The organism is Streptomyces sp. NPDC038213 (genome assembly GCF_055600495.1).
This window is the reverse complement of record NZ_JBVJYM010000037.1, coordinates 1-25,959: the sequence shown is the minus strand read 5'-3', so window position 1 is coordinate 25,959 and position 25,959 is coordinate 1. Positions and strand designations below refer to the sequence as shown.

Sequence of the window (25,959 nt, the reverse complement as noted above, 5' to 3'; positions counted from 1 at the left end):
CCGTCAGGTCGCGTCGTCGTAACCGGTAGCGCGGGACCGGCCGCCGTCGGCCTGCTCGGGGAGCGCCGCCGGGGCGGGCACGGGCTCGATCCCGCCGAGCGCCGCCGGGGTGAGGTCCAGCTCCGAGGCCTCGTCGTCGCCGAGCTCCGCGTCGGGGTCCCTGCGCCGCCTGCGGCGGTCGTTCAGCAGGCAGATCCCCACCGCGATGAAGTACAGGGCGATGATCGGCGCGGCCAGGGCCAGCATGGTCGGCGGGTCGCCGGTGGGCGTGGCGAAGGCCGAGAACAGCGTGATGCCCAGCACGAACCCGCGCCACCAGCCCGCCATCCGCCTGCCGGTGAGCACCCCGGTGAAGTTGAGCAGGACCAGCAGCAGCGGCAGCTCGAAGGCCAGGCCGAAGACCACGATCAGGCGGCTGACCAGGTCGAGGTAGTCGTCGACCGGCAGCAGGTTGCGGGCGTGCTCGGGCGTGAAGTCGAGCAGGATCTCCGCGGTCTGCGGAAGGATGTTGTACGCGAGGACCGCACCCGACATGAACAGCGGGGCACCGACCACGACGAAGCTGATCGCGTACTTCTTCTCGTGCCCGTGCAGACCCGGGGCGACGAAGGCCCACAGCTGGTACAGCCACACCGGCGCCGAGAGCACCACGCCGGCGGCGAGCGCCACCTTCATGGCGATCGAGAACGGCGCGATCAGACCGTTCACGGTCATGTCCGCACAGGGCCGCCCGTTGATCTGCCGGACCACGCCCTCCGTGCAGCCCACCGAGTCCAGCATCGGCCTCAGCATGAAGTCGATCAGCTCGCGGTAGAAGAACAGCGAGACGATGGTGACGACGAGGATCGCCAGCACCGACTTCAGCAGGCGGTTTCTCAGCTCACGCAGGTGCTCCGCGAGGGGCATGCGCCCCTCGACGTCCTTCTCCTGCTTGCGGGCAGACTTGAGCAACCCACGTCCCTTGTCTCGTGCAGTGGTCAACAGCGGGGTGGAACGTGCCGGATCAGCCCTGGGTCGTGCGGTCCGGCTCGCTCACCGGGCGGGCGCTGGAGACGTCGCCGGGGGCGGCCTGGATGGTCTTGGGAGCGGTGGACGACGGGGCCGGGTCGGCGGGGGCACCCCCGGCCGCCGCAGCACCCTCGTCGTCCTTCTTCATCGCCTTCGCCTCGCTCTTGAGGATCCGGGCGGACTTGCCGAGGGAGCGCGCCATGTCGGGGAGCTTCTTCGCACCGAAGAGCAGGATGATGACCCCGAGAATGACGAAGATCTCCCAACCCCTGAGGTTGCCAAGCATAAGTCTCTTCCTTTTCACGGAGGATTGGTGCACGCCCCCGGACGGCTGCCCTGGAGTCGCTCCAAGGATCGTAACCCGCGGGTGTGAACGCCCGGCAATCCCCCGGCGTCGTCAGGATTGCGGAGCGCCCGGGCGCAGGGCGCCCCCCGTACGCGCCAGACCCTCCGCCGCATCCTCCAGCTCCCCCGCCGCCCGCCCGATCCGGACACTGGCGTCGGCCACCTGGAGCGAGAGCCTGCGCACCTCCAGGAACACCCGCACCGCCAGGACGGCGAGCACCATCAGCCCGAGGAAACCCAGCGCAATCGCGATCATCGGCCACAGCATGGGCACGAGCCTAGACGCTGCGCAGGGTGCGCACGCCACCACCCGTGAGGAGCTCCACGATCCGCTCCCCGGCCGGCTTGCGCACGGACACCCCGCACTCGGGGCAGGTGAACGAGTAGAAGGTGGAGCGCCTGCTGCCGCCGATCGCCAGCCGCAGGGCCCCCGCCGCCAGCTCGAAGCGCGCCCGGCAGTCCGGGCAGGCCGCCTTGAACAGCACCTCCCCCACCGCGCACAGCGCCGACTTCCCCGGCCGACCCGGCCTGCCCGGAACCCCCGGGCCTCCCACCGTCATCCCCGCGCTCCCCCTCAGCCCTGGACCTCGTACCTGTCCCGCCCCTGGCCCTGCGCCCCCGGCAGCCCGGCCGCGGCCGCGGGGCCCACGGGCGCGTCCTCGCGCCCGTACGCCTCCAGCGCCTCGCGCGCCGCCTGCCGGGCGCTGTCGGCCAGCTCCTGCGGGGAGGTGATCCGCCCGTCCCGGCCCAGGCGCAGCGCCAGCCGGCGCAGGGAGGCCGGGTCCGGGGTGCGCAGCACGATCCGCAGCCCGCCGTCGGGCAGCTCGCGCGCACTGTCGTGCGGGTAGTACTCGGCCACCCACCGGCCGCCGGGGCCGACCTCGACCACGACCTCCGGATCCTCGGCGGCCGGCTGCACCAGACCCTCGGACAGGTCCCGCGGCTCGATCGCCGGGGGCTCCGCCCGCTCGTCGAGCAGCCGGATCTCCGCCACCCGGTCCAGCCGGAAGGTGCGGCGCGCCTCGGAGAGGTGGCACCAGCCCTCCAGGTACGTGTGGCCCACGGCGAACAGCCGGATCGGGTCCACGGTCCGCTCGGTGAGCTCGTCGCGCGCCGGCGAGTAGTAGCGCAGCCACAGCCGGCGCCGCTCCGAGATCGCCCGGTCGACGTCCGCGAAGACCCCGCCCTCCGACTCGAAGGTCACCGACAGCCGCGCACTGGCGCCCGCGGCCTCGCCGGCCGCCGCCTCCAGCTTCGCGGTGGCCCGCAGCAGGGCGTCCCGGTCGCTCTCCCGCAGCCCCGGCAGGGTGGCCACGGCCCGCGCCGCCACGAGCAGCGCGGTGGCCTCGTCGGCGGCAAGCCGCAGCGGCTCCGCCGTGGACTCCCCCGACGCGTCCGGATTGCGCCACCAGATGCGCTCCCCGTCGGTGTCGATGTCGAGCAGGTCCCCGCCGCGGAAGCTCGTCCCGCACATCGGCAGCACGTCCAGGTCCGAGATCAGCTCGTCCTGGGTGATCCCGAAGGCGCGCGCGACGTCCGCGATCCGCGCCCCGGGGCGCTCCCGCAGGTACGTCACGAGCGACAGCATCCGCCGGGTCTGGTCAATGGCATTCGCAGCCATGCTGGTACGCGTCCCCTCAGCCCTTGGCCACGGCTCGCAGCCGGTCCACCACATCGGCCCGCAGATCCGCGGGCTCCAGCACCACCACGTCCGGCCCGAACTCGACGAGCCAGGCGTCCAGTCCATGCCCGTACGGGATCTCCAGCTCGTCCCAGCCGCCGTCCAGCTCGCGCACGGCGCTCGCCCGGGCCCGCAGCGGGTACCCGGCACCCGACCGCAGCCGGATCCGCGCGGACCGGTCGGCGGTCTCCCCCGCCCACCCGGCCACGGTCTCCCGCACCGTCACCACGTCCGGCACCTCGGCGGTGTACGCACCCGCGCGGGACTTCACCTTGCCGGTGATCCGCGACAGCCGGAACACCCGCTCCGCACCCCGCTCCCGGTCGAACCCGGCCAGGTACCACTGCCCGCGCCAGCACTCCAGCGCCCAGGGCTCCACCTGCCGCTGCCCGGGCCGCGCCGCATTGGACCTGCGGTAGTCGAAGGTCACCGGCCGCCGGTCCCGGCAGGCCAGCATGAGCGGCTCGAACGCCGCCTCGTGCACGGGGATCCGCGGCTCGATCGCACTGTGCTGGCCCCCGTACGGATCACCCGCCTCCGGCATCCCGGCCGCGCGCAGCTTCTGCAGGGCCCCGCTGGCCGCCCCGGCGAGCCGGGCCTGCTGCCAGACCTTCGCGGCCAGGCCCAGCGCGGCGGCCTCCTCGGCGTCCAGGGAGACCGGGGGCAGCCGGTTGCGGTCCCGGCGGGCCAGGTACCCGGTCTCGCCGTCGAGGTTCTCGACGGTCTCGATGACCAGGCCCAGCTCCCGCAGGTCGTCCTTGTCCCGCTCGAACATGCGGTTGAAGGAGTCGTCGTTGCCCGCTTCGAGGTACGCCTCGATGGAACCGCGCAGCTCGCGCTTGCTGAGCGGCCGCCGGGTCCCCAGCAGGCACAGTGCCAGGTTCATCAGCCGCTCGGCCTTGGCAATCGCCATCGACGCCCTTCCCCGCGTAACCAGTCGTGACCGTTGACCGTACCGCCCCCGCGCGTCCGGGCAAAAGCGAGGGGCCCCCGCCGTCCGGCAGGGGCCCCTTACTGATCACGGGTGTCCGGATCAGACGCCCATCAGGTCGCACACGAAGATGAGGGTCTCGCCCGGGGCGATCACGCCGCCGCCCGCGCCGCGGTCGCCGTACGCGAGGTGCGCCGGGATGACCAGCTGGCGGCGGCCGCCGACCTTCATGCCCTGGATGCCCTTGTCCCAGCCCTGGATGACCTGGCCCGCGCCCAGCTGGAACTGGAGCGGGGCGCCGCGGTTCCAGGAGGCGTCGAACTCCTCGCCCGTGGACAGGGCCACGCCGACGTAGTGGACCTTGACGGAGTCGCCCGCCTTGGCCTCGGCGCCGTCGCCCTCCCAGATCTCCTTGATCACCAGGTCGGCGGGGACGCCGTCCTCGTAGAAGTCGATCTCGGGCTTCTCGAGCTTGTCGCTCACTGCACTGCTCCTCAGATGTACGTCGGGTCGACCGGAACAGTCTTACATCGCGCCGACGATGTCGACGACGAACACCAGGGTGGAGTTGGCCGGCAGCTCCGGACCCTTGTCCTGGTCCTTGTACGCCTGCGCCGCCGGGATCACCAGCAGGACGCGGTCGCCGACCTTCTTGCCGACGAGGCCCTTGTCCCAGCCCTCGATGACCTGGCCCTGGCCGATGACCGTGCTGAACGGCGCACCGGTCTTCCAGGAGTTGTCGAACAGCGTGGCCTTCGCCTTGCCCTCGTTGATCTTCCAGGCGGCGCCGCTGTACTGCATGTACACGGTCTGGCCGCTCTTGACCACGGGGCCCTTGCCCTCGATCAGCACCTTGGAGACGAGCTCCTTCGGCGGGTCGTTCTTGGGAACGGCGATCTCGGCGGCCTCCGGCTTGTCCGCCTTGACCTGCGGCAGGTCCGACGGGATCGGGGCCTGCTTGCCCTCGGCCATCTTCGGCATGACCTGCTCCAGGTCCATCACGAAGACCAGGTTGTCCGTGCCCGAGATGCCCAGCTGCTGGTTGCCGCCGGCACCGAAGGCCGCGGCCGGCGGGGCCACGACCAGCAGGCGGCTGCCCGCCTTCTTGCCCAGCACCGCGTCGCTGAACATCGGGAGGATCTTCGCCGAGCCCGCCGGGACCACCAGCGCCTGGCCGCCCTGGTCGTACGAGCCCTGCAGCTCCTTGCCCGACTTCCAGACCTTGCCGGCGAACTTCGTCACCACCAGGTCGTCCTTCTTCACCTCCGGACCCGTGCCCTCGGAGACCACCTTCACCACGAACTTGCCGCTCGGGTTGCCCTTGGGCACCGTGATCACCGGCTTCTTGCCCGCGTCACCCGCGACCGTCGGCATCGGCTCGGCCTCGGCGACCGGCTTGGGCGCACCCGCGCCCGGCGACTGCGACGCCGCGGCATCGTCCTTCTTCTTCTCGGCATCGTTGTCGCCCCCACCGCAGGCCGCAGTGAGCATCAGGGCCGGCACGATGAGCGCGGCAGCAAGTCGGCGTCGCACAGTGGTCCTCGGGGTAGGTGGGATGGTCCGTAGGTCACGGCCACTCTACGGCCAAGTAGCCTCCCGCCAAGCCCCCGGGCAGCACAGGGGCCCCGTACGCCACGCGCACGGGGCCCGAGCGGCCGCTCCCTCCGGCCCCCCGCGGGGCACCGGACGATCCGGTCACATTCCGGCGATCAGCTTCTCCACCCGGTCGTCCACCGACCGGAACGGGTCCTTGCACAGCACGGTCCGCTGCGCCTGGTCGTTCAGCTTCAGGTGCACCCAGTCCACCGTGAAGTCCCGGCGCTGCTCCTGCGCCCGCCGGATGAAGTCCCCGCGCAGCCGCGCCCGCGTCGTCTGCGGGGGCACCGACTTGCCCTCGAAGATCTTGAGGTCGTTGCAGATCCGCGCCGCCTGGCCCTTGCGCTCCAGCAGGTAGTACAGCCCCCGCCGGCGGTGGATGTCGTGGTACGCGAGGTCTATCTGCGCCACGCGCGGATTCGACATGGTCATGTTGTGCTTGGCGCGGTACCGCTCGATCAGCCGGTACTTCATCACCCAGTCGATCTCGGTCTCGATCCGGCCGAGGTCCTCCGCATCCACCGCGTCGAGGGTGCGGCCCCACAGCTCCAGGACCTGCGCCACCGTGCCCGTACGGATCCCGCGGCGCTCCGCGAAGTCCACGGCCTTGTCGAAGTACTCCCGCTGGATCTCCAGCGCCGAGGCCTCCCGTCCGCTGGCCAGCCGCACCTTGCGCTGACCCGTGATGTCGTGGCTGACCTCGCGGATGGCCCGGATCGGGTTCTCCAGGGTCAGGTCCCGCATCACCGTGCCCGCCTCGATCATGCGCAGCACCAGGTCGGTCGCCCCGACCTTCAGCAGCATGGTCGTCTCGGACATGTTCGAGTCACCGACGATCACGTGCAGCCGCCGGTAGCGCTCCGCGTCCGCGTGCGGCTCGTCGCGGGTGTTGATGATGGGCCGCGAGCGGGTGGTCGCCGAGCTGACGCCCTCCCAGATGTGCTCCGCCCGCTGGCTCACGCAGTACACCGCTCCGCGCGGGGTCTGCAGCACCTTTCCCGCACCGCAGATCAGCTGCCGCGTCACGAGGAACGGGATCAGGATGTCGGCGAGCCGGGAGAATTCCCCGTGCCGCGCCACGAGGTAGTTCTCATGGCAGCCGTACGAGTTTCCCGCCGAGTCGGTGTTGTTCTTGAAGAGATAGACGTCCCCCGCGATTCCCTCCTCGTGGAGACGTCGTTCTGCGTCGACGAGCAGGCCTTCCAGAATGCGCTCGCCCGCCTTGTCGTGCGTGACCAGTTCGGTCACGTTGTCACATTCGGGAGTTGCATATTCCGGATGTGAACCCACGTCGAGGTACAACCGGGCTCCGTTCCGCAGGAAGACATTGCTGCTGCGGCCCCATGACACGACACGGCGGAAGAGGTAGCGCGCCACTTCGTCAGGAGACAGTCGGCGCTGTCCCCTGAACGTGCACGTGACGCCGTACTCGTTCTCCAGCCCGAAAATGCGGCGGTCCATGACTGAACATTACGCCTTCTGCCCTGTCCCCAAACCGGGTTCGACGCCGCCGTTCCGATCATTTTCAGATCAGCGCGCGGAAACCCCCGCTTCCGGACCGGCCGCGACCCGCCCGGCGGAGCCCGCAGCGCCGCCCGGCGCACCCGCCGGCGCGTGCGCCCCCGGCGCGCTGCCCGCGACCTTCTGCGCCCGCCCCGGACCCGACAGGGCCCGCTGAGTAGCCGTCAGGACCACGAACGCCGCAGCCCCTCCGGCCACCGCCACCCCGAACCCGGCCGCCGTGCCGACCCCTTCCACCACCGGACCCGCCGCAGCCGTACCGATCGCCGCACCCACACCGAAGAAGGTGACCAGCCAGGAGAAGGCCTCCGTCACCGTCCCCGCCGGAGCGTGCCGGTCGACCACCAGGAAGGCACAGGCCAGCGAAGGCGCCAGGAACACACCCGCGACAGCGCACAGCGCGGCCATCGGCACCGGCCCCGGGATCAGCAGCAGCGGTACGTACCCCAGCGCCAGCAGCCCCACCAGGACCGTGAGCCGCCGCTCCGCAGGACCCGCCCACTGCCGGGCCCCGTACGTCACACCGCCCACCAGCGCACCCAGACCCAGCGCCGCCATCAGCCAGCCGTACACCGCCTCGCCGCCGTGCAGATCGGCGTACGCCACACCCGCCACACTGATCGAGCCCAGCGCCGAACCCACGAAGAAGAAGGCGGCGAGCAGCGCCAGCAGCCCCCGCGAGCGCAGCGCGCCCAGCCAGTGCGCCTCGCGCGGCTCCGAACGCCACGCCCGGGCAGGCTCCGAGGTCACCACGGCCAGCGCACCCAGCACACCGAGCGCGTTGATCACCATCAGCGCGGCCGCCGGGGACCACAGGGCGACCAGCAGGGTCACCATCAGCGGACCGACCGTGTACATGATCTCCTGGGCCACGGCGTCCATCGCGTACGCCGCGTGCACCTTGTCCTGGCGCCCGCCGAGCACGCTGGGCCACAGGGCCCGCAGACCGCCCTCCAGCGGGGGCGTGAACAGCCCCGCGACCACCGCCGCCGCGTACGCCAGCACCAGGTGGCCCGTACCGGCCACGGCCAGCACCGCCATCGCCGCGGCCGAGACCACGGCCGCGGGCAGCTGGATGCGCGGCTGCCCGTACAGGTCCACGGCCCGGCCCAGGAGCGGCTGCCCCACCGCCGTCGCCAGACCGTAGGCGGCGGCGAGGGCTCCGGCCAGCGTGTAGCTGCCGCCCTCGGCCCGGATGAACAGCACGATCGCGATGTTCGCCGTGGCCGTGGGCAGCCGCCCCACCAGCGTGCCCGCCAGCAGCCGGGCGGCGTGCCGCGTCCTGAGCAGTTCCGCGTATCCCGCGGCCATGAGCATCCCTTCCGCCCGGAACAGCCGGGGGTTTTACGTATAACGTCCGGCGTTATACGTACCATGTCCCCAGCCGCGGGTCCACTCCCCGCACACCCGCAGAACCGGAACCCCCGGGAACGCCCAGCCCACAGCGGAGGCACTGTGACAAGGCCCACCAGCCGGGACGTGGCCGCCGCCGCCGGGGTCTCCCAGGCCACCGTCTCCCTCGTCCTCGGCGACAAGTGGACCGGCCGCGTCTCCCCCCGCACCGCCGCCCTCGTCCGCACCGCCGCCGAGGAACTCGGCTACCGCCCCAACCTCGCCGCCCGCAGCCTGCGCCTCGGCAGCACCCGCACCGCCCTCCTCGTCGTCCCCGCCCTCACCAACGAGTTCTTCGCCCGCGTCTACACCGGCGCCGCCGACGTCGCCGCCGCACACGGCTTCGGCGTCGTCCTCTACCCCTCCCCCGACGGCACCGGACCCGCCCGCGACCCCTTCGCCTCCGCCCGCGCCGCCCTCGACGGGGTCATCGCCTCCTCCATGGCCGTCGACGCCCTCGAAGCCATCAAAGGCGCCGACCTCCCCCTCGTCATGCTCGACAGCGACCCCCGCGCCGGCGGCGCCTCCGCCTGCGTCAACCCCGCCATCGACGACGGCATCCGCCAGGCCGCCCGCCACCTCCTCGGCCTCGGCCACCGCCACCTGCTCCACCTGGCCTCCGCCGTGGACACCTGGACCTTCCGCGTCCGCGCCCGCGCCCTCGCCGAAACCCTCCGCGAAACCCCCGGCACCACCCTGGAGACCACCACCGCCCCCCTCACCGTGGACGCCGCCCGCGCCGCCGCCGAACACGCCCTCGGCCCCGGCCGCAGCCCGGACACCCCCCGGCCCACCGCCGTCGTCTGCGACGACGACATCCTCGCCGCCGGCGCCTGCAAAGCCGCCCGCCGCCTCGGCCTGCGCATCCCCGACGACCTCTCCGTCACCGGCTTCGACGACCTGGCCCTCGCCACCGCCGTCGAACCCGAGCTCACCACCGTCCGCCTGCCCGCCGAAGAGGTCGGAGCCGACGGCATGCGCGCCCTGCTCGCCGTCCTCGAAGGCCGCCCCTGGGACGGCCCCGAACTCCCCGTCACCCTGGTCGTCCGCGGCTCCACCGCCCCGCCGCCCGCCCCCTGAACCCGAACCGGCCGCAAACACGGCAGCGCCCCGGCCCGTGAAACCACGGACCGGGGCGCCACACGCCTCGGGACTACACGGAACGACCGGGGACTACTCGGAGTCCTCCGGAGCCTCGTCGTTCGACACGGCGTCGGCCTGGGCCTCCGCCGCCACCACCGGCTCCAGCAGCCGCTCCAGCTGCCGGCCCCGGATCCGCTTGAACTTCCGCTGCTGAGCGCGCGTGCGGTCCAGCACGGCGACCTCCAGACGGTCCGCGGGGATCTCCCGGTCCGCACCGTTGGCCTGGCTCGACAGGGCCTGTACGGCCAGCTTCAGCGCCTCCGAGAGGCCCATGCCGTCCCGGTGCCGCTGGTCGAGGAAGGTGCTGATCTGCTCGGCGTTCCCGCCGACCGCGACCGAGCCGTGCTCGTCCACGATCGAGCCGTCGTGCGGCAGCCGGTAGATCTGGTCGCCCGCAGCGGACTCCCCGACCTCCGCCACCACCAGCTCCACCTCGTACGGCTTCTCGCCGGCCGAGGAGAAGATGGTGCCCAGCGTCTGGGCGTACACGTTCGCCAGGCCGCGGGCGGTCACGTCGTCGCGGTCGTACGTGTAGCCGCGCAGGTCCGCGTAACGCACCCCGCCGATGCGGAGGTTCTCGTACTCGTTGTACTTGCCGGCGGCCGCGAAGCCGATCCGGTCGTAGATCTCGCTGAACTTGTGCAGCGCGCGGGACGGGTTCTCACCGACGAACACGATGCCGTCGTCGTACTGCAGCACGACGAGGCTGCGGCCGCGTGCGATGCCCTTGCGGGCGTACTCCGCCCGGTCGGCCATGGCCTGCTGAGGGGAAACGTAGAACGGCGTCGACACCGGCTATCCGTCCCTTTCTTCTCGGGTGACGAGGGGTCAGAGGAGGGCCGCGCGCGGCCCGTCGGGCTGCTCCAGGCGGCGCTCGGTGACCGAGCGCGCCAGGCCCGAGGACTCCTCCTCGGACAGCCTGCGGTACCCCTCTTCGGTGATGACCGCGACGATCGGGAAGATCCGCCGGGCCATGTCCGGGCCGCCGGTCGCCGAGTCGTCGTCCGCGGCGTCGTACAGGGCCTGGACGACCAGGGTCGTGGCCTGCTGCTCCGTCAGGTCGTTCCGGTACAGCTTCTTCAGCGACCCGCGGGCGAAGATGGAGCCGGAGCCGGTGGCCGCGAAGCCGTGCTCCTCGGACCGGCCGCCCGTCACGTCGTACGAGAAGATCCGGCCCTTCTCCCTGCCCTCGTCCCAGCCGGCGAACAGCGGGACCACGGCGAGGCCCTGCATGGCCATGCCGAGATTTGCGCGGATCATGGTGGAGAGGCGGTTCGCCTTGCCCTCCAGCGAGAGCGTGGCGCCCTCCACCTTCTCGAAGTGCTCCAGCTCCAGCTGGAACAGCTTGACCATCTCCACGGCGAGGCCGGCGGTACCGGCGATGCCGACCGCGGAGTACTCGTCCGCCGGGAACACCTTCTCGATGTCCCGCTGGGCGATCATGTTCCCCATCGTCGCCCGCCGGTCACCGGCGAGCACGACCCCGCCGGGGAAGGTCGCGGCCACGATGGTCGTGCCGTGCGGCGCCTCGACGATCCCCGGGGGCAGCGTCCGGTTCCCCGGCAGCAGCTCGGGCGAGTGCGCGCCCAGGAAGTCCATGAAGGACGAGGACCCCGGCGTCAGGAAGGCTGCCGGCAGACGCCCTGTGCTTGGAGTATTGGCTTCCACAGGTTTCCTTCCACGTATGCGGCTGCACGCCTTATGACGTCCGGCCGGTCTTTGAACTGCCCCAGGGCTGCGTTACAGCTGAAGCACAGTACGCCCCGGACCTTACCCGTCTGGTGATCGTGATCCACGTGCTCTGCCGGACCCGCTTGGCAAATCACGCAGACCCCTTGCTGGGCCGCGATTTCCTGGTCGCGCTGAGCTTCCGTGATGCCGTACATGCGCTTCAGATGCCCGGCACGCCCCCGGGCCGCCTTGCAGGGCTTGCAGCAGGTAGCCAGGCCGTCGGACGCAGTAGCGTTCCTGTGCCAGTCACTGTGCGGCTTCACCTCACCGCAGCTGCGGCACCGCTTCCAGCCCTGCGGCACGACCACCTTCGCGGGAACGAACTTGCCCTTCGCCTCCTGGCGGCGCCGGTAGTGCTGCGCCCCGTAGGCCGCGACGCACTCCCGGCACCTCGCCTGGAGACCATCCTTGGTGCAGCGGTTGGCTGCGAAAGAGCTCAGAGGTAGACCCCGGTCGCATCCACGACACCACTTGGTTTCGGTTGCCATGGCCCCACCCCACCAAGGCGCCTTCGATTCGAAGGCAAAAAGAGCTTACTGACCACCCTTTTGAACGAAGCTTCGAACAAAATCCTCGGCGTTCTCTTCGAGCACATCATCGATTTCGTCGAGTACCGAGTCCACGTCGTCCGAGAGCTTCTCCTGACGCTCCTTGAGGTCGGAGCTCGCCTCGACGGTGGTCTCCTCGACCTCCTCCGTGGAGTGCGTGGCCTTCTGCTGTCCGCCGCCGGTGTCCTTGGTCGCCATGTCTCCCTCACCCCGCTCGGTTCACGCTCGTAGGCGGGATTCCGTGTCGGAATCCCAAGATCAGACCCTGGTCAGACCCTACATTCAGGGCCCCGATTTCGGGCCGGTCATTTCAGAACGCCCGGGTCTCAGGTTCATGATTCCCGGGCGGAGGGCATTTCAGCCGCCCGAGAGGACCCGGACCAGGTCCTCCGCCGTACGGCAGCGGTCCAGGAGGTCCTTGACGTGGCTCCTCGTGCCCCGCAGCGGCTCCAGGGTGGGGACGCGCTGGAGCGAGTCCCGGCCCGGAAGGTCGAAGATGACCGAGTCCCAGGAGGCCGCGGCCACGTCGTCCGCGTACTGCTCCAGGCAGCGGCCGCGGAAGTAGGCCCTGGTGTCCTCCGGGGGCTTGCTCTCGGCCCGCTCCACCCCCGGCTCGTCCAGGAGCCGCTTCATCTTCCCGCGGGCCACCAGGCGGTTGTACAGCCCCTTGTCGGGCCGCACGTCCGAGTACTGCAGGTCGACCAGGTGCAGACGGGCCGCGTCCCAGTCGAGTCCGTCGCGCCTGCGGTAGCCCTCCAGGATCTCCCGCTTGGCGATCCAGTCGAGCTCCCCCGACAGGCTCATGGGGTCGCTCTCCAGCCTCCCCAGCACGTCCTCCCAGCGGCTGAGCACGTCCATGGTCTGCTCGTCCGCGTCGGACCCGAAACGCTCCTCCACGTACTTCCTGGCCAGCTCGTAGTACTCCATCTGCAGCTGCACCGCCGTGAGGCTGCGGCCGCTGCGGAGGGTGATGAGCCGTCGCAGGTCGGGGTCGTGCGAGATCTGGTGGAGGGTGCGCACCGGCTGCTCGACGGCGAGGTCGACCGTGATGAACCCGTCCTCGATCATCGACAGGACCAGGGCCGTGGTGCCGAGCTTGAGGTACGTGGAGATCTCGGAGAGGTTGGCGTCGCCGATGATCACGTGCAGGCGGCGGTACTTCTCCGCGTCGGAGTGCGGTTCGTCGCGGGTGTTGATGATGGGGCGCTTGAGGGTGGTCTCGAGGCCGACCTCGACCTCGAAGTAGTCCGCGCGCTGGCTGATCTGGAAGCCGTGCTCCCGGCCGTCCTGGCCGATGCCGACCCGGCCGGCGCCGGTGACCACCTGGCGGCAGACGAAGAAGGGCGTGAGGTGGCGCACGATGTCCGAGAAGGGGGTCTCCCGCTTCATCAGGTAGTTCTCGTGCGTGCCGTACGAGGCGCCCTTGTTGTCGGTGTTGTTCTTGTAGAGGTGGATGGGCTGGGCCCCGGGCAGCTGCGCCGCCCGCTCGGCCGCCTCGGCCATGATCCGCTCGCCGGCCTTGTCCCAGAGGACGGCGTCGCGGGGGTTGGTGACCTCCGGCGAGCTGTACTCGGGGTGGGCGTGGTCGACGTAGAGGCGGGCGCCGTTGGTGAGGATCACGTTGGCGAGGCCGATGTCCTCGTCCGTCAGCTGGCTGGTGTCGGCGGCCTCGCGGGCGAGGTCGAAGCCGCGGGCGTCCCGCAGCGGGTTCTCCTCCTCGAAGTCCCAGCGGGCGCGGCGCGCCCGGTGCATCGCCGCCGCGTAGGCGTTGACGATCTGGGACGAGGTGAGCATGGCATTGGCGTTCGGGTGCCCGGGGACGGAGATCCCGTACTCCGTCTCGATCCCCATTACTCGCCGTACGGTCATGCGGCCCTCCTTGCCCGGCGGCGCTCCCCTTCGGGAGCGGCGCTCAAGTACCGCTGGTGCTGCGGTGCATGTGCGTGCGGTGCCCGTCACCGCACTGCGGATGCGGCGGTACGGATGAGCCTAGAACGGCTCCGCGCTGCTGGGGAGATCATTTCAGTCATTGCCTCGGCGGCGTGGGCGGCCGAAAAGCAGTCGGCTGCGGATGCCCCGGATGGGGCATCCGCAGCCGCCCCGGTGGATCAGAGGTACTGACCGGTGTTGGCCACCGTGTCGATGGAGCGCCCGGTGTCCGCGCCCTGCTTTCCGGTGACGAGGGTGCGGATGAAGACGATCCGCTCGCCCTTCTTGCCGGAGATGCGGGCCCAGTCGTCGGGGTTGGTGGTGTTGGGCAGGTCCTCGTTCTCCTTGAACTCGTCCACGCAGGCCTGGAGGAGGTGGGAGACGCGCAGACCCTTCTGGTTCTGGTCGAGGAAGGCCTTGATGGCCATCTTCTTGGCCCGGTCCACGATGTTCTGGATCATGGCGCCGGAGTTGAAGTCCTTGAAGTAGAGGACTTCCTTGTCGCCGTTGGCGTACGTGACCTCGAGGAAGCGGTTCTCCTCGGACTCGGCGTACATCTGCTCGACCACGGTCTGGATCATGCTGTGGACGGCGGCCGCGGGCGATCCCTGGTGCTCGCCGAGGTCGTCGGCGTGCAGCGGGAGGGTGGCCTTGAGGTACTTGGCGAAGATGTCCTTGGCCGCTTCGGCGTCCGGACGCTCGATCTTGATCTTCACGTCGAGCCGGCCGGGGCGCAGGATGGCCGGGTCGATCATGTCCTCGCGGTTGGAGGCGCCGATCACGATCACGTTCTCGAGGCCTTCCACGCCGTCGATCTCGGCGAGGAGCTGCGGGACGATGGTGTTCTCCACGTCCGAGCTGACGCCGGATCCGCGGGTGCGGAAGAGGGATTCCATCTCGTCGAAGAAGACGATGACGGGGGTGCCCTCGCTGGCCTTCTCGCGGGCACGCTGGAAGACGAGGCGGATGTGCCGCTCGGTCTCGCCGACGTACTTGTTGAGGAGCTCGGGGCCCTTGATGTTCAGGAAGTACGACTTCCCGGCTGCCTTTCCGGTCACCTCGGCGACCTTCTTGGCAAGGGAGTTGGCGACGGCCTTGGCGATGAGCGTCTTGCCGCAGCCGGGCGGGCCGTAGAGCAGGATGCCCTTCGGGGGCCGCAGTTCGTGCTCCTTGAACAGGTCCGGGTAGAGGTAGGGGAGCTCGACGGCGTCGCGGATCAGCTCGATCTGGTCGCCCAGGCCGCCGATCTTCTCGTAGTCGATGTCCGGGACCTCTTCGAGGACGAGTTCCTCGACCTCGCTCTTGGGGACCACTTCGTACACGTAGCCGGAGCGGGGTTCGAGCAGGAGGGCGTCGCCGGGGCGGATGGTGACGTCCAGCAGGGGCTCGGCGAGCCTCACCACCCTCTCCTCGTCGGTGTGCCCGACGACCAGGGCGCGCTCGCCGTCCTCGAGGATCTCCTTGAGGGTGACGATGTCCCCGGCCCGTTCGAACTCCATGGCCTCGACCACGTTGAGGGCCTCGTTGAGCATGACCTCCTGGCCGCGCCGGAGGTCCTGGGGGTCGACGCTCGGGCTGACGTTCACCCTGAGCTTGCGGCCGCCGGTGAAGATGTCGACGGTGTCGTCCTCATTGGCTTGCAGGAAGACACCGAAGCCGGCCGGCGGCTGTGCGAGCCGGTCGACTTCCTCCTTGAGGGCCACGATCTGGTCGCGGGCCTCACGGAGGGTATTGGCGAGCCGCTCATTCTGTGCGGATACGCCCGCCAGATTCGTCTGGAGCTCGACGATCCGCTCTTCGAGAATCCTCGTGTGTCGCGGAGAGTCGGCGAGCTTGCGGCGCAGGACGGCGATTTCCTGCTCGAGATAGGCAACCTGGCCGGCGGGGTCATCAGACCCCCGCCCCGGCCGGATGCCGCGGTTGATGTCGTCGTCGTGGGCTGCCACGGTCCTCACCTCCTCCATGGGGAGCTGGACGCTTCCTGACCCTACCTGGGCTGGCAGTGATTGAAACCCCTAGATCACTAAGTCGGTAGGAGTGTGTCCGATCTTCACCCTTGCGTACTCCCCCTCGCCAGGGAAATACCCACCCATCAACATCGGAAAGCAGGCGGTTGTAAGGTCGAGTCGTTCAACACCCGTCAGGGGCGGCGCGACTTGCGCCGTGTTGTTTCTGAGAGTGCAGGGATCGGCAGGGGATATGACCGTGCAGCAGGAGGCTCCGGAAGTGGGCGCGAGCGAGGGCCGGGAGCCGCTGGAGGTCTGGATCGACCAGGATCTGTGTACTGGCGACGGGATCTGCGTGCAGTACGCGCCGGAGGTGTTCGAGCTCGACATCGACGGGCTGGCGTACGTGAAGGGCGCGGAGGACGAGCTGCTGCAGGATGCGGGGGCGACGACGCCGGTGCCGCTGACGCTGCTGCAGGACGTGGTGGATTCGGCGAAGGAGTGCCCGGGTGAGTGCATCCATGTGCGCCGGGTCGCGGACGGCGTGGAGGTTTACGGTCCGGATGCGGACTGACGCGGTGCGTTGACGTGGGGTGTGTCGGTGAGGGGTCCCGCGACGTGCGGTGACCCCTCAGACACGTTCCGCTTCGCCGGTCTGCTGGAGGAACTTGCCGCCGGTCCAGTGCCACTTGGCGGTGCGGCGGGTGTCGGGGCAGCAGCTGGGTGTCTGCGGGCTGGAGTAGCCGAGCAGGGTGGCGGTGACGGCTCCTGCGCGGACGGTGAGCTCGGGCACGTTCTGCCGCTGCCGGGGGTCGAGGAGGGTGGCGACGACCCGGGGCGGGGTTCCGCTCGTGCCGGCGGTGAGGACGTAGATGCCGTTGGGCGGGGTGCCGGAGCCGGCTGCGCAGCGGACGGCTGCGACGGTTTCGGGGGTGCCGTCGCCGTCGAGGTCGCCGCTGGCGCTGGCGGTGACGGCGGTGGGCAGTCCGCGGCAGTCGAGGGGGTAGCGGGCGGTTGCGGCGTCGGGGGCGGCGGTGCTGCCGGGGTGCGTGCCGGTGCGGCCGTGGGGGCCGGGGGTGGCGGTGCCGTGGGCTCCGGAGGGCTGGAGGAGGCCTGCTGCGGCCGTGACGGCGGCGATGGCGAGCGCGGTGGCGGCCCAGTGGAGCGGCCGGGTGCGGGTGTGGGCCTGTTCCGGGGCGGCGGGGGTGTGCACGCGGGGTGTCTCCTGGGGTGCGGCCGGCGCTTCTGAGGGGGAGCCAGCATCGTGCCACACCTCACATCGGGGCGGAACGGGCGGGTCCCGCGGCTGTGGCGGGCCCGGTGGCTGCCCGCGGGGGCGGTTCCGGGGCAACGAGAGGGCGCCGGAGCCCCGTTCCCCGCGTGCGGGTCGAACGGGGCCGCGGCGCCGTGGTGTTGTTGCGGGTCAGCCGCGCTGGCCGGAGCCGGAGCCGGGGCCCTCGTAGTCCTCGCCGTAGGCGCCCTTGGCGGGGCGGCGGCGGCGGAGCGGGGGCTCCACGCCGTCGGCGAGGCGGCGGGCGGTGACGAGGAAGCCGGTGTGGCCGATCATCCGGTGGTCGGGGCGGACGGCGAGGCCTTCCACGTGCCAGTTGCGGATCATCGACTCCCACGGCTGCGGTTCGGCGAAGCAGCCGATCTCGCGGATGGACTCGACGGTCTTGGAGAGCTGGGTGGTGGTGGCCACGTAGCAGCAGAGGATGCCGCCGGGGACGAGCGCCTTCTTGACGGCGTCCAGGCACTCCCAGGGGGCGAGCATGTCGAGGATCACGCGGTCGACGTCGGTGTCGGTCAGGTTGTCCTGGAGGTCGCCGACGGTCAGCTGCCAGGCGGGGTGCGGGCCGCCGAAGTAGCGCTCGACGTTGTCCTTCGCGATCTCCGCGAAGTCCGCCCGGCGCTCGTAGCTGTGCAGCATTCCCTGGTCGCCGATGGCGCGCAGGAGGAAGCTGCTCAGGGAGCCGGAGCCCACCCCGGCCTCCACGACGCGGGCGCCGGGGAAGATGTCGGCGAAGGCCAGGATCTGGCCCGCGTCCTTGGGGTAGACCACGGCGGCGCCGCGGGGCATGGACAGGACGTAGTCGGGGAGCAGGGGGCGCAGCGCGAGGTAGGCGACGTTCCCCGTGGTACGGACAACACTGCCCTCGGGGGCACCGATCAGCTCGTCGTGGGGGAAGGAACCCTTGTGGGTGTGGAAGTTCTTCCCTGCTTCGAGCGTGAACGTGTAGTGGCGGCCCTTGGGGTCGGTGAGCTGAACCTGGTCCCCGACCTTGAAGGGCCCGCGTCGGCGGGCGGCACCGGTCGGTTCGGACATGTGACCAGTGTATTGGGTTCAGGAGTGGGGCCGCGCCATGGCCTTCACGAAGGCCTTCTCGACGTCGAGGGTGGAGAGGACCCCGTAGATCTCGCCGGTGGGTTCGAGGACGAGGTATTCGGTGGCGGGGGTGGTGCGGAGGGTGTCGAGGAGTTCTTCGCCGGCGAGCTCTGCGGAAACCTTCATGCCGTCGGTGAGGTCCTGGGCGAGGCTGGCGACGTCGATCCAGGGGCGGCGGTGTTCGGGTACGGAGGCGATGGCGCTCTCGCGGACGAGGGCGGTGGGGTCTCCGTGGGGGTCGACGACGACGAGGGCGCGGGCTCCGGCTTCGTCGGCGCGGCGGAGGGCCTCGGAGAGGGGGGTGGCGGGTTCGACGGGGATGGCGCGGCGGGTGAGGGCGCGGGCGCGCAGTTGCGGGAGGTGTTCGCGCAGGCGGGCCATGCGGAGGCTGTTGCCGGCGCCGGTCCAGATGATGGCGGCGAGGATGGCGGCGAGGAGGGCGTCGGTGACGGTGTCCATGCCGCTGAGGTCGTCGGCGTTGTTGCCGAGGATCTCGCTGTGGGTGAGCCAGGGCAGGCCGACGAGGACGGCGAGGGCGAGGGCGCGGCCGGTCCAGGCGGCGGCGATGGTGCCGGTCATGGGTTTGCCGGTGATGCCCCAGACGACGGCGCGGAGCATCCGGCCGCCGTCGAGGGGGAGGCCGGGCAGGAGGTTGAAGGCGGCGACGATGAGGTTGGAGATCATCAGGCCGGCGAGGAGGACGCCGGGGATGCTGCCGGAGTCGGTGGCCTGCATGCCGGCGTAGAAGACTCCGGCGAGGACGAGGGAGAGGAGGGGGCCGACGAAGGCGAGGACGAACTCGCGGGCGGCGGTCTCGGACTCCTTCTCGATCTCGGAGACTCCGCCGAAGAACTGGAGGCGGATGCGCCGCACGGGGAGTTTGTAGCGGAGGGCGGCGACGGTGTGGGCCAGTTCGTGGACGAGTACGGAGGCGTAGAAGGCCACGGCGAAGAAGAGGGCGACCAGGTAGCGGGCGGCGCCGAGGTCGGGGAGGACGGTTTCGAGCCGGTCGCCGAAGACCCAGGTGATGAGGGCGGCGACGAGGAACCAGCTGGGCGAGACGTAGACGGGCACGCCGAAGGGGCGGCCCATGAGGAGTCCGCCGCCCGGTTCGGAGGGCCTGTGTCCGGTGTTCCCGTTCCGGCCGGGGCCTTCCGGTGTGTCGGTGTCGGCCACTGCTGTCCTTCTGTCGGCTGGTGGGGGTCCCTCGATCATGCAGGTCGAGGGCGGCTGCCGTCGATGGTATGCGCGTGCTGTCGGCGGCGGGTCGTAGGGTCTGTGTCATGACGACGATCCCCGGTCCGGGCGGCGGCGAAGCCGTGGCGCCCTCTTCGCTGTCGCCTTCGCGGGCGAGTGACTTCATGCAGTGTCCCCTGCTGTACCGGTTCCGGGTGATCGACAAGCTGCCGGAGAAGCCGAGTGCGGCGGCGACGAAGGGCACGCTGGTGCACGCGGTGCTGGAGCGGCTCTTCGACCATCCGGCGGCGGAGCGGACGGCGGTGCGGGCGAAGTCGCTGGTGCCGGGGCAGTGGGACCGGCTGCTGGAGGCGAGGCCGGAGCTGGCGGAGCTGTTCCGGGCGGAGCCGGGCGGGGAGGGCGGTGCCGGTGGGGACGGCGGGGGCGGGGCGGCGGCTGCGGAGGGTGAGCGGCTGGCGCGCTGGCTGACGGAGGCGGAGGCGCTGGTGGAGCGCTGGTTCACGCTGGAGGACCCGACGCGGCTGGAGCCGGTGGAGCGGGAGTTCTTCGTGGAGACGGAGCTGGAGTCGGGGCTGCGGCTGCGCGGGATCATCGACCGGGTGGACGTGGCGCCGACGGGCGAGGTGCGGATCGTCGACTACAAGACGGGCAAGGCGCCGCGGCCGGAGTACGCGGAGGGCGCCCTGTTCCAGATGAAGTTCTACGCGCTGGTGGTGTGGCGGCTGAAGGGGGTGCTGCCGCGGCGGCTGCAGCTGGTGTACCTGGGCAGTGGGGACGTGCTGACGTACGACCCGGTGCCGGGGGACCTGGAGCGGGTGGAGCGCAAGCTGCTGGCGCTGTGGGAGGCGATCCGGGAGGCCACCGAAACGGGTGAGTGGCGGCCGCGTCCGACGAAGCTGTGCGGCTGGTGCGACCACCGGTCGGTGTGTCCGGAGTTCGGGGGCACTCCCCCGGTGTACCCGCTGGTCGTCCCGGCGCGGCGGCCGGCCGAGGGGGAGGCTGCCGGGGAGGGGGGTCTCCCGGCCTCGGGCTGAGGTGCGGGGTCAGGGCAGAATGGGGCGGACCGGCGTCCCCGCCCGATGATGTGAGGTTTCCCGTGACGATCCGTGTCCTCCTGGTCGACGACCAGCCGCTGCTGCGCACCGGTTTCCGGATGATCCTGGAGGCGGAGGGGGACCTCGCGGTGGTGGGTGAGGCGGGGGACGGGCTGCAGGCCCTGGACCAGGTGCGCGCGCTGCAGCCGGACGTGGTGCTGATGGACATCCGGATGCCGCGGATGGACGGGGTGGAGGCCACCCGGCAGATCACGGGTCCGGACCGCAACGGTCCGGCGAAGGTGCTGGTGCTGACCACGTTCGACCTGGACGAGTACGTGGTGGAGGCGCTGCGCGCCGGGGCCAGCGGTTTCCTGCTGAAGGACGCGCCGGCGGCGGAGCTGGTGCAGGCGATCCGGGTGGTGGCGGGCGGCGAGGCGATGCTCGCGCCGAGCATCACGCGGCGGCTGCTGGACAAGTACGCGGGGCATCTGCCCTCGGGTGAGGAGCCGGTCCCGGATTCGCTGGGGACGCTCACGGAGCGCGAGGTCGAGGTGCTGAAGCTGGTGGCCCGGGGGCTGTCGAACGCGGAGATCGCAGCGGACCTGTTCGTGAGCGAGACCACGGTCAAGACCCATGTGGGGCACGTGCTGACCAAGCTGGGGCTGCGGGACCGGGTGCAGGCGGCGGTGTACGCGTACGAGAGCGGACTGGTGCGCCCCGGGGCCCAGTGAGCGGGCGCCGGGGCGGCGGTCCGGGCGGCCCCGGGGTCCTCGCGGATCCCCGGGGCGGCCGGGTCAGCCCTTGCTGATCTCCCAGAAGCGGAAGACGGTGGAGGAGTCGAGGGACCACTGGAGTCCGGTGACGTCCTCGCGGGCGACGGCGTACTGCTTGCTCTGCCACAGGGGCAGCAGCGGGATGTCCTCGGCGACGATCGCCTGGAGCCTGGTGTAGTCGGCGGTGCTGACGGAGCGCTCGGTGGCGGCGGCCGTCTTGGGGATGATCTTCCCGGTGATGGTCTCGTTCTCGTAGTTGTTGCCGAGGACGTTGCCCTCGCCGAAGAAGGGCTGGGTGAAGCTGTCCGGGTCCGGGTAGTCCGGGATCCAGCCCTTGACGTACACGCCGTACTTGCCGGCCTTGATGTCCTTCTCGTACTGCTCGTAGTCGACGGACTTCACGTCGGCCTCGAAGAGGCCGCTGGCGTTGAGCTGCTTGGCGATGGTCTGGAGCTCGGAGTCCGTGGCCGGGCCGAAGCGGGCCGGGGTGGACCAGAGGGTGAGCTTGACCTTGTCGGTGACCCCGGCCTTGCGCAGGACCTGGCGGGCCTTGTCGGGCTGCGGGGAGCCGCCGTAGAGGTCGAAGAAGGCGGTGGTGTGGGCGGCGATGCCCGAGGGGATCAGCGAGTAGAGCGGCAGCGCGGTGCTGTCGTGCACGTCGCGGACGAGGGCCTCGCGGTCGACGAGGTAGGCGATGGCCTTGCGGATGTGGGCCTTGCCGGCGATCGGGTCGTCCATGTTGAAGACGAGGTGCTGGACCTCGGCCCCGGTGCCCTGGACCACGTCGAACTGGCCGGAGCCGGCGGCGCCGCCGCTGAGGCCGGCGATGTCCTTGGCGGCGAGGCCGCGGAAGGCGAAGTCGATCTCGCCGCTCTCCAGGGCGCTCTTGAGGGCGCCCTGGTCGTCGTTGAAGAACTTCATGGTGACGCCGGAGTTCTTCGGCTTGGCTTCGCCGCCGTAGTTGTCGTTCACCGAGAACTTGGCGGTCTTGCCGTCGATGGAGTCCAGGGTGTAGACGCCGGAGCCGACGGCCTTGTCGTCGGTGCGGAGCTTGTCGGCGGGGTACTCGCGGTGGTCCACGATGGAGCCGGCGCCGGCGGCGATCTTGCTGGGGAAGGTCGCGTCGTCGGTCTTGAGGCGGAAGACGACGTTCTTCTCGTCGGGGGTCTCGATGGAATCGATCGAGGACAGCAGGACCGCGGGCCCGTTGGGGTCGTTGATCTTCAGCGTGCGCTCGAAGGAGAACTTGACGTCCTTCGAGGTCAGCGCGTTGCCGTTGCTGAACTTGAGGCCGGGCTTGAGGGTGCAGCGGTAGACGCGGCTGCCGCCGCCCTCGAAGGTGCACTCCTCGGCGGCGTCCGGCTCGGGGACGGTGTTGTCCTTGGGGAAGGACAGCAGGGTCTGGAAGACGTTGTTGAACAGGAGCCAGGAGCCGGCGTCGTATCCCGAGGCGGGATCCGTCGCCGTGACCTTGTCGGACATGCCCATGACCACGCTGCCGCCGCCGGCCTCCGAACCGCCCTCCTGCGAACCGCAACCGCTGAGCAGGGCGGCGGCGGTCGCCGCGCCGAGCGGGGCCGCCAACCACTGGTTACGTCTCTTCACGCGAACGTGCCTCACTGTCTTGACTCTGGTGTCCGCCGGCCCGCGCCTGCCGCTGCCGGTTGCTGCCCGTACCGGGGTGCCCCGCCGCTGGTTCAGCGGCCGAGCTCCCACAGCTGGAGGTCGGAGATGGAGTTGACCGACCACTCCACACCGGTGATTCCGTCGCGTGCGGCGACGTACTGCTTGGCCTGCCACAGGGGCAGGACGGGCACGTCCTCGGCGACGATGTCCTGCATCTCGCCGAAGCTCTGGGCGGCGATGGTGCGGTCTCCCGCGCGCCGGGACTCGGGGATCAGCTTTCCGCGCACCGTGCTGTTCGCGTACGGAGTGTTGAGGAAGTTGCCCTCCTCCAGGAACGGCGCGGTGAAGTTGTCGGCGTCGGGGAAGTCCGGGAACCAGCCCAGGCCGTAGACCGCGTAGTCGCCCTTCTTCTGGGCGGGGCGGAACTCGGCCCAGGGGGTGCCCTGGACGGTGACGTCGAACAGCTTCGTGGCGTTCAGCTGGGTCCTGAGGGCCTCGAACTCCTCGGCGGTGCCCTCGCCGTAGTGGTCCGTGGTGTAGTTCAGGGTCAGCTTGACGGGGGTGCGGACGCCGCCCTCGCGCAGCAGCTCCGCGGCCTTGGCCCGGTCGGCCTCGCCGTACTTGTTGAAGAACGAGTTCACGTGGCCGCCCACGTCGGAGGGCACCAGCGAGTACAGGGGCTCCGCCGCCTTGCCGTAGACCTGGTCGACCAGGGCGTGGCGGTCGACGACGGCGGCGAGCGCCTGCCGGACGGCCTTGTTCTTCACGGCGGGGGCGTTGGTGTTGAAGCCCAGGTAGCGGATCTCCAGGCCGGGCATCGGGACGATCTTGACGCCCTTCGGCGGCTGGTCGTTCAGCTTCCGGATCTGCTCCGGCGAGAGGCTGCGGGACATCATGTGGATGCCGCCGTCCTCCAGGGCCCGGCCCATGGCGCCGGAGTCCTCGAAGGAGCGCAGCTCGACCTTGTCGTTCTTGGGCTCGATATCGCCCTTGTAGTGCTCGTTGCGGGTGAAGACGGCGCGGACCATGCGGTTGCCGTCCACCTCGGCCTTCATGGTGTACGGACCGGAGCCGTCCACCTCGAAGCCGGCGCGCAGCTTCTTCGCCTCGTACTTCTTCTTGCTGACGATCCCCGCGGCGGGGGTGGACAGCTTGTACGGGAAGGTCGCGTCGGGCGTCTTGAGGTGGAAGACGACGGTGTCGGCGCCCTGGGTCTCGACGGTGTCGAGGGTGGACAGCAGGCCCACGGGGCCGTTGTCGTCGCTGATGGCCAGGACGCGCTCGATGGAGTACTTGACGTCCGCGGCGGTGAGCGGGTCGCCGTCGGCGAACTTGAGGCCGGGGCGCAGGGTGCAGCGGTAGCTCTCGCTGCCCTTGTCGGTGAAGCGGCAGTCGGAGGCCGCCTCGGGGACGGGGTCGCCGCCGCCGCGCGGTATGTGCATCAGGGTCTGCACCGTCTGGCGCAGGACGTTCCAGGTGCCCGCGTCGTAGGCGTAGGCGGGATCGAAGGGGGCGGGAGCGTAGTCCGCTGCCTCGAACCTGTCCGTGGTGCCGACGACGATCGCCCCTCCGCCCGCTCCCCCGCCGGTGGCGCTGCCGCAGGCGGCGAGGCCGGGGGTGAGCAGGACGGCGGCGGCCGCCAGCACCAGGTTCTTGCGGTTCATGCTCGGAGTTCTCCCTCGACCGGCACTTGTCACAGCGGTGGAAGGGCACTACGCGGCGGCCGCCCGTTCGGGGCGGAAACGATCGGGCCGGGTCTGTAGACGATCGGTTCCACGCAGCCCGGACACAGGGGTGTGTGTGCGGTCCGCGGAGGTGCGGCGAAGTGCCTGCGCTGACGATAGTGGGCGCGGAAGGCATGGCTGGAACTGGCCGGGGGGCGTGCGTAATCGCACGGTGATGGCCGCGCACTGATTGCGTACGGTGACGGCCGGTCGGATTCGGTCAGGAGGAGATCAATGCGGACACAAGGGAAGCCCTGAGCGGGTACGGAGGCTCCCGATGGGGCGAAATCGGGTGACAAAGGTCACCCGGCTCCGCGGCGGCACCGGGAAGGAATTTCAGCCTCCGCACCCTTGGCTGCGAGATGTCGCAATCGGCCCCGGCGGGGCGGATGGACCCGACCGTTACCCAGAGTTAGCGGATTAATTCATTCCGGTCATGAGGGACCGGAGGAAGGACAGGTCCACGTCCTCCAGCGAGGAGACCACGGTCCGGCCCGGTGCGGGCGCGATCGCACCCACGGACGGGACGGCGACGACCCGGCAGCCGGCCGCCTCGGCGGCGGCCACGCCGGTGGCGGTGTCCTCGATGACGGCGCAGCGGGTCGGGTGGGCCCCGAGCTGCGCGGCGGCGAGCAGGTAGGGGTCGGGGTGCGGCTTGGTACGGGGCACCTCGTCGCCCGCGATGCTCAGGGCGAAGCGCTCCGGGCCCAGGGAGTGCATGATCCGGTCGATGACCCGCCGGTGGGAGGCGGAGACCAGGGCGGTGGGGATGTTGTGCCTGGCCAGTTCGGCCAGCAGCCGCTCGGCGCCGGGCATCAGCGGTACCTCCTCCGCGATCCGGGCCTCGAAGCGCTCGTTGAGGAGCACGGTGAGCTCGGCGATGTCGATCGCGGCGCCGGTGGACTCGATCAGGAAGCCGCCGCTGCGGCTCATCGGGCCGCCCACGACGACGTGCTTCCAGCTCTCCTCGAGACGGTGGCCGAGCTCGGCGAAGACGGCGACCTCCGCGTCCCACCAGAACCCCTCGGTGTCCACCAGGGTGCCGTCCATGTCGAGCAGCACGGCCTGGAGGGCCGATCCGTCGGCGGTCCGGGGGACGGCTGCGGGGACCGTACTCGTCATACGGCGCACCTCCTGTAAGGGACGAGAAGGCCGGCCGCCGGCCCGGGGCTCACCCCCGGTGCAGGCGACCGGCCTGTATGGGACCGACCAGTGTACGTCGCGTCCGCTCAGCGTGCGTTGAAGTACTTGGCCTCGGGGTGGTGGATGACGATCGCGTCAGTGGACTGTTCCGGGTGCAGCTGGAACTCCTCGGACAGGTGGACCCCGATCCGCTCCGGCTGGAGGAGGTCCGCGATCTTGGCGCGGTCCTCGAGGTCGGGGCAGGCGCCGTAGCCGAGGGAGAAGCGGGCGCCGCGGTACTTGAGGTCGAACATGTCCTCGAC

Annotated in this window: 27 protein-coding genes; 4 read left to right on the top strand and 23 right to left on the bottom strand. The window is 70.6% G+C overall.

Translation table 11 applies throughout. The annotated features are described in order from the left end of the window. Positions 1-3: 3 nt before the first annotated feature. The 10 genes from tatC to ACZ7JZ_RS32105 form a co-directional block, all read right to left on the bottom strand. The gene (gene tatC / locus ACZ7JZ_RS32150) at positions 4-951 is read right to left on the bottom strand and encodes a twin-arginine translocase subunit TatC (protein WP_470945654.1); all 948 of its coding nucleotides are present in this window, start codon (positions 949-951) and stop codon (positions 4-6) included. A 52-nt stretch (positions 952-1,003) separates the two neighbouring features. After that, positions 1,004-1,294 carry a Sec-independent protein translocase subunit TatA gene (gene tatA / locus ACZ7JZ_RS32145; RefSeq protein WP_470945652.1) on the bottom strand — a complete coding sequence of 97 codons (291 nt, stop codon included), beginning with the start codon at positions 1,292-1,294 and terminating at the stop codon, positions 1,004-1,006. 111 nt (positions 1,295-1,405) lie between these two features. Beyond that, positions 1,406-1,621 carry a hypothetical protein gene (locus ACZ7JZ_RS32140; RefSeq protein WP_470945650.1) on the bottom strand — a complete coding sequence of 72 codons (216 nt, stop codon included), beginning with the start codon at positions 1,619-1,621 and terminating at the stop codon, positions 1,406-1,408. Positions 1,622-1,631: 10 nt separating this feature from the next. After that, positions 1,632-1,913 (bottom strand): hypothetical protein, encoded by a 282-nt coding sequence (locus ACZ7JZ_RS32135; RefSeq protein ID WP_470945647.1) that lies wholly within the window; start codon positions 1,911-1,913, stop codon positions 1,632-1,634. Between the two features lie 14 nt (positions 1,914-1,927). Next, complete coding sequence (locus ACZ7JZ_RS32130; protein WP_470945644.1) at positions 1,928-2,974, bottom strand: helix-turn-helix transcriptional regulator; 1,047 nt, start codon at positions 2,972-2,974, stop codon at positions 1,928-1,930. A 16-nt stretch (positions 2,975-2,990) separates the two neighbouring features. Beyond that, positions 2,991-3,947, bottom strand: coding sequence for a helix-turn-helix transcriptional regulator (locus ACZ7JZ_RS32125; RefSeq protein WP_470945641.1), 957 nt, complete (start codon positions 3,945-3,947; stop codon positions 2,991-2,993). Between the two features lie 120 nt (positions 3,948-4,067). Continuing rightward, on the bottom strand, positions 4,068-4,448 hold the full coding sequence (locus ACZ7JZ_RS32120) for an FKBP-type peptidyl-prolyl cis-trans isomerase (protein ID WP_470945640.1): 381 nt from the start codon (positions 4,446-4,448) through the stop codon (positions 4,068-4,070). A 42-nt stretch (positions 4,449-4,490) separates the two neighbouring features. Then, positions 4,491-5,498, bottom strand: a complete 1,008-nt coding sequence (locus tag ACZ7JZ_RS32115) for an FKBP-type peptidyl-prolyl cis-trans isomerase (RefSeq protein ID WP_470945638.1) — start codon at positions 5,496-5,498, stop codon at positions 4,491-4,493. A gap of 162 nt (positions 5,499-5,660) precedes the next feature. Continuing rightward, the gene (gene pafA, locus ACZ7JZ_RS32110; RefSeq protein ID WP_470945636.1) at positions 5,661-7,022 is read right to left on the bottom strand and encodes a Pup--protein ligase; all 1,362 of its coding nucleotides are present in this window, start codon (positions 7,020-7,022) and stop codon (positions 5,661-5,663) included. A gap of 69 nt (positions 7,023-7,091) precedes the next feature. Then, positions 7,092-8,393, bottom strand: coding sequence for an MFS transporter (locus ACZ7JZ_RS32105; protein ID WP_470945633.1), 1,302 nt, complete (start codon positions 8,391-8,393; stop codon positions 7,092-7,094). 168 nt (positions 8,394-8,561) lie between these two features. On the opposite strand from ACZ7JZ_RS32105, the gene ACZ7JZ_RS32100 reads away from it, so the two are divergent. Next, positions 8,562-9,554: a LacI family DNA-binding transcriptional regulator gene (locus ACZ7JZ_RS32100; protein ID WP_470945751.1), complete on the top strand. Its 993-nt coding sequence runs from the start codon at positions 8,562-8,564 to the stop codon at positions 9,552-9,554. 93 nt (positions 9,555-9,647) lie between these two features. Here ACZ7JZ_RS32100 and prcA read toward each other — a convergent pair whose 3' ends face one another. The 6 genes from prcA to arc form a co-directional block, all read right to left on the bottom strand. After that, a complete protein-coding gene (gene prcA, locus ACZ7JZ_RS32095) occupies positions 9,648-10,409 on the bottom strand; it encodes a proteasome subunit alpha (RefSeq protein WP_470945631.1) in 762 nt (253 codons plus the stop codon). A 36-nt stretch (positions 10,410-10,445) separates the two neighbouring features. Further along, positions 10,446-11,285, bottom strand: coding sequence for a proteasome subunit beta (gene prcB / locus ACZ7JZ_RS32090; protein WP_470945629.1), 840 nt, complete (start codon positions 11,283-11,285; stop codon positions 10,446-10,448). Further along, positions 11,237-11,503, bottom strand: coding sequence for an endonuclease VII domain-containing protein (locus ACZ7JZ_RS32085; RefSeq protein WP_470945748.1), 267 nt, complete (start codon positions 11,501-11,503; stop codon positions 11,237-11,239). Before ACZ7JZ_RS32085 ends, prcB begins: the two co-directional genes overlap by 49 nt. Positions 11,504-11,881: 378 nt before the next feature. Next, on the bottom strand, positions 11,882-12,094 hold the full coding sequence (locus tag ACZ7JZ_RS32080; RefSeq protein ID WP_470945627.1) for a ubiquitin-like protein Pup: 213 nt from the start codon (positions 12,092-12,094) through the stop codon (positions 11,882-11,884). Positions 12,095-12,253: 159 nt separating this feature from the next. Beyond that, positions 12,254-13,765 carry a depupylase/deamidase Dop gene (gene dop / locus ACZ7JZ_RS32075; RefSeq protein ID WP_470945624.1) on the bottom strand — a complete coding sequence of 504 codons (1,512 nt, stop codon included), beginning with the start codon at positions 13,763-13,765 and terminating at the stop codon, positions 12,254-12,256. A gap of 239 nt (positions 13,766-14,004) precedes the next feature. After that, positions 14,005-15,771 carry a proteasome ATPase gene (arc, locus tag ACZ7JZ_RS32070; protein WP_470945623.1) on the bottom strand — a complete coding sequence of 589 codons (1,767 nt, stop codon included), beginning with the start codon at positions 15,769-15,771 and terminating at the stop codon, positions 14,005-14,007. Positions 15,772-16,024: 253 nt separating this feature from the next. Between arc and ACZ7JZ_RS32065 the strand changes: the two genes are divergently transcribed. Next, positions 16,025-16,345 (top strand): ferredoxin, encoded by a 321-nt coding sequence (locus ACZ7JZ_RS32065; protein ID WP_470945620.1) that lies wholly within the window; start codon positions 16,025-16,027, stop codon positions 16,343-16,345. A 57-nt stretch (positions 16,346-16,402) separates the two neighbouring features. Here ACZ7JZ_RS32065 and ACZ7JZ_RS32060 read toward each other — a convergent pair whose 3' ends face one another. The 3 genes from ACZ7JZ_RS32060 to ACZ7JZ_RS32050 all read right to left on the bottom strand — a co-directional run bounded on the left by ACZ7JZ_RS32060 (position 16,403) and on the right by ACZ7JZ_RS32050 (position 19,372). Next, positions 16,403-16,984 (bottom strand): hypothetical protein, encoded by a 582-nt coding sequence (locus tag ACZ7JZ_RS32060; RefSeq protein WP_470945619.1) that lies wholly within the window; start codon positions 16,982-16,984, stop codon positions 16,403-16,405. A 210-nt stretch (positions 16,985-17,194) separates the two neighbouring features. Then, on the bottom strand, positions 17,195-18,097 hold the full coding sequence (locus tag ACZ7JZ_RS32055; RefSeq protein ID WP_470945617.1) for a tRNA (adenine-N1)-methyltransferase: 903 nt from the start codon (positions 18,095-18,097) through the stop codon (positions 17,195-17,197). Between the two features lie 18 nt (positions 18,098-18,115). Beyond that, positions 18,116-19,372, bottom strand: a complete 1,257-nt coding sequence (locus ACZ7JZ_RS32050; protein WP_470945615.1) for a site-2 protease family protein — start codon at positions 19,370-19,372, stop codon at positions 18,116-18,118. 68 nt (positions 19,373-19,440) lie between these two features. Here ACZ7JZ_RS32050 and ACZ7JZ_RS32045 point away from each other — a divergent pair, with 68 nt between their 5' ends. After that, positions 19,441-20,388, top strand: coding sequence for a RecB family exonuclease (locus ACZ7JZ_RS32045; RefSeq protein WP_470945614.1), 948 nt, complete (start codon positions 19,441-19,443; stop codon positions 20,386-20,388). A gap of 62 nt (positions 20,389-20,450) precedes the next feature. Then, a complete protein-coding gene (locus tag ACZ7JZ_RS32040) occupies positions 20,451-21,122 on the top strand; it encodes a response regulator (RefSeq protein WP_470945612.1) in 672 nt (223 codons plus the stop codon). A 63-nt stretch (positions 21,123-21,185) separates the two neighbouring features. On the opposite strand, the gene ACZ7JZ_RS32035 is transcribed toward ACZ7JZ_RS32040, so the two are convergent. The 4 genes from ACZ7JZ_RS32035 to ACZ7JZ_RS32020 all read right to left on the bottom strand — a co-directional run. Next, entirely contained in the window at positions 21,186-22,769 is a 1,584-nt protein-coding gene (locus ACZ7JZ_RS32035) for an ABC transporter substrate-binding protein (RefSeq protein WP_470945611.1), read from the bottom strand. Between the two features lie 92 nt (positions 22,770-22,861). Further along, a complete protein-coding gene (locus ACZ7JZ_RS32030) occupies positions 22,862-24,454 on the bottom strand; it encodes an ABC transporter substrate-binding protein (protein ID WP_470945608.1) in 1,593 nt (530 codons plus the stop codon). Positions 24,455-24,934: 480 nt separating this feature from the next. After that, the gene (locus tag ACZ7JZ_RS32025) at positions 24,935-25,636 is read right to left on the bottom strand and encodes an HAD family hydrolase (protein WP_470945605.1); all 702 of its coding nucleotides are present in this window, start codon (positions 25,634-25,636) and stop codon (positions 24,935-24,937) included. A gap of 107 nt (positions 25,637-25,743) precedes the next feature. After that, a partial coding sequence (locus tag ACZ7JZ_RS32020) for a vitamin B12 dependent-methionine synthase activation domain-containing protein (protein WP_470945603.1) occupies positions 25,744-25,959 on the bottom strand: 216 nt, incomplete at its 5' end.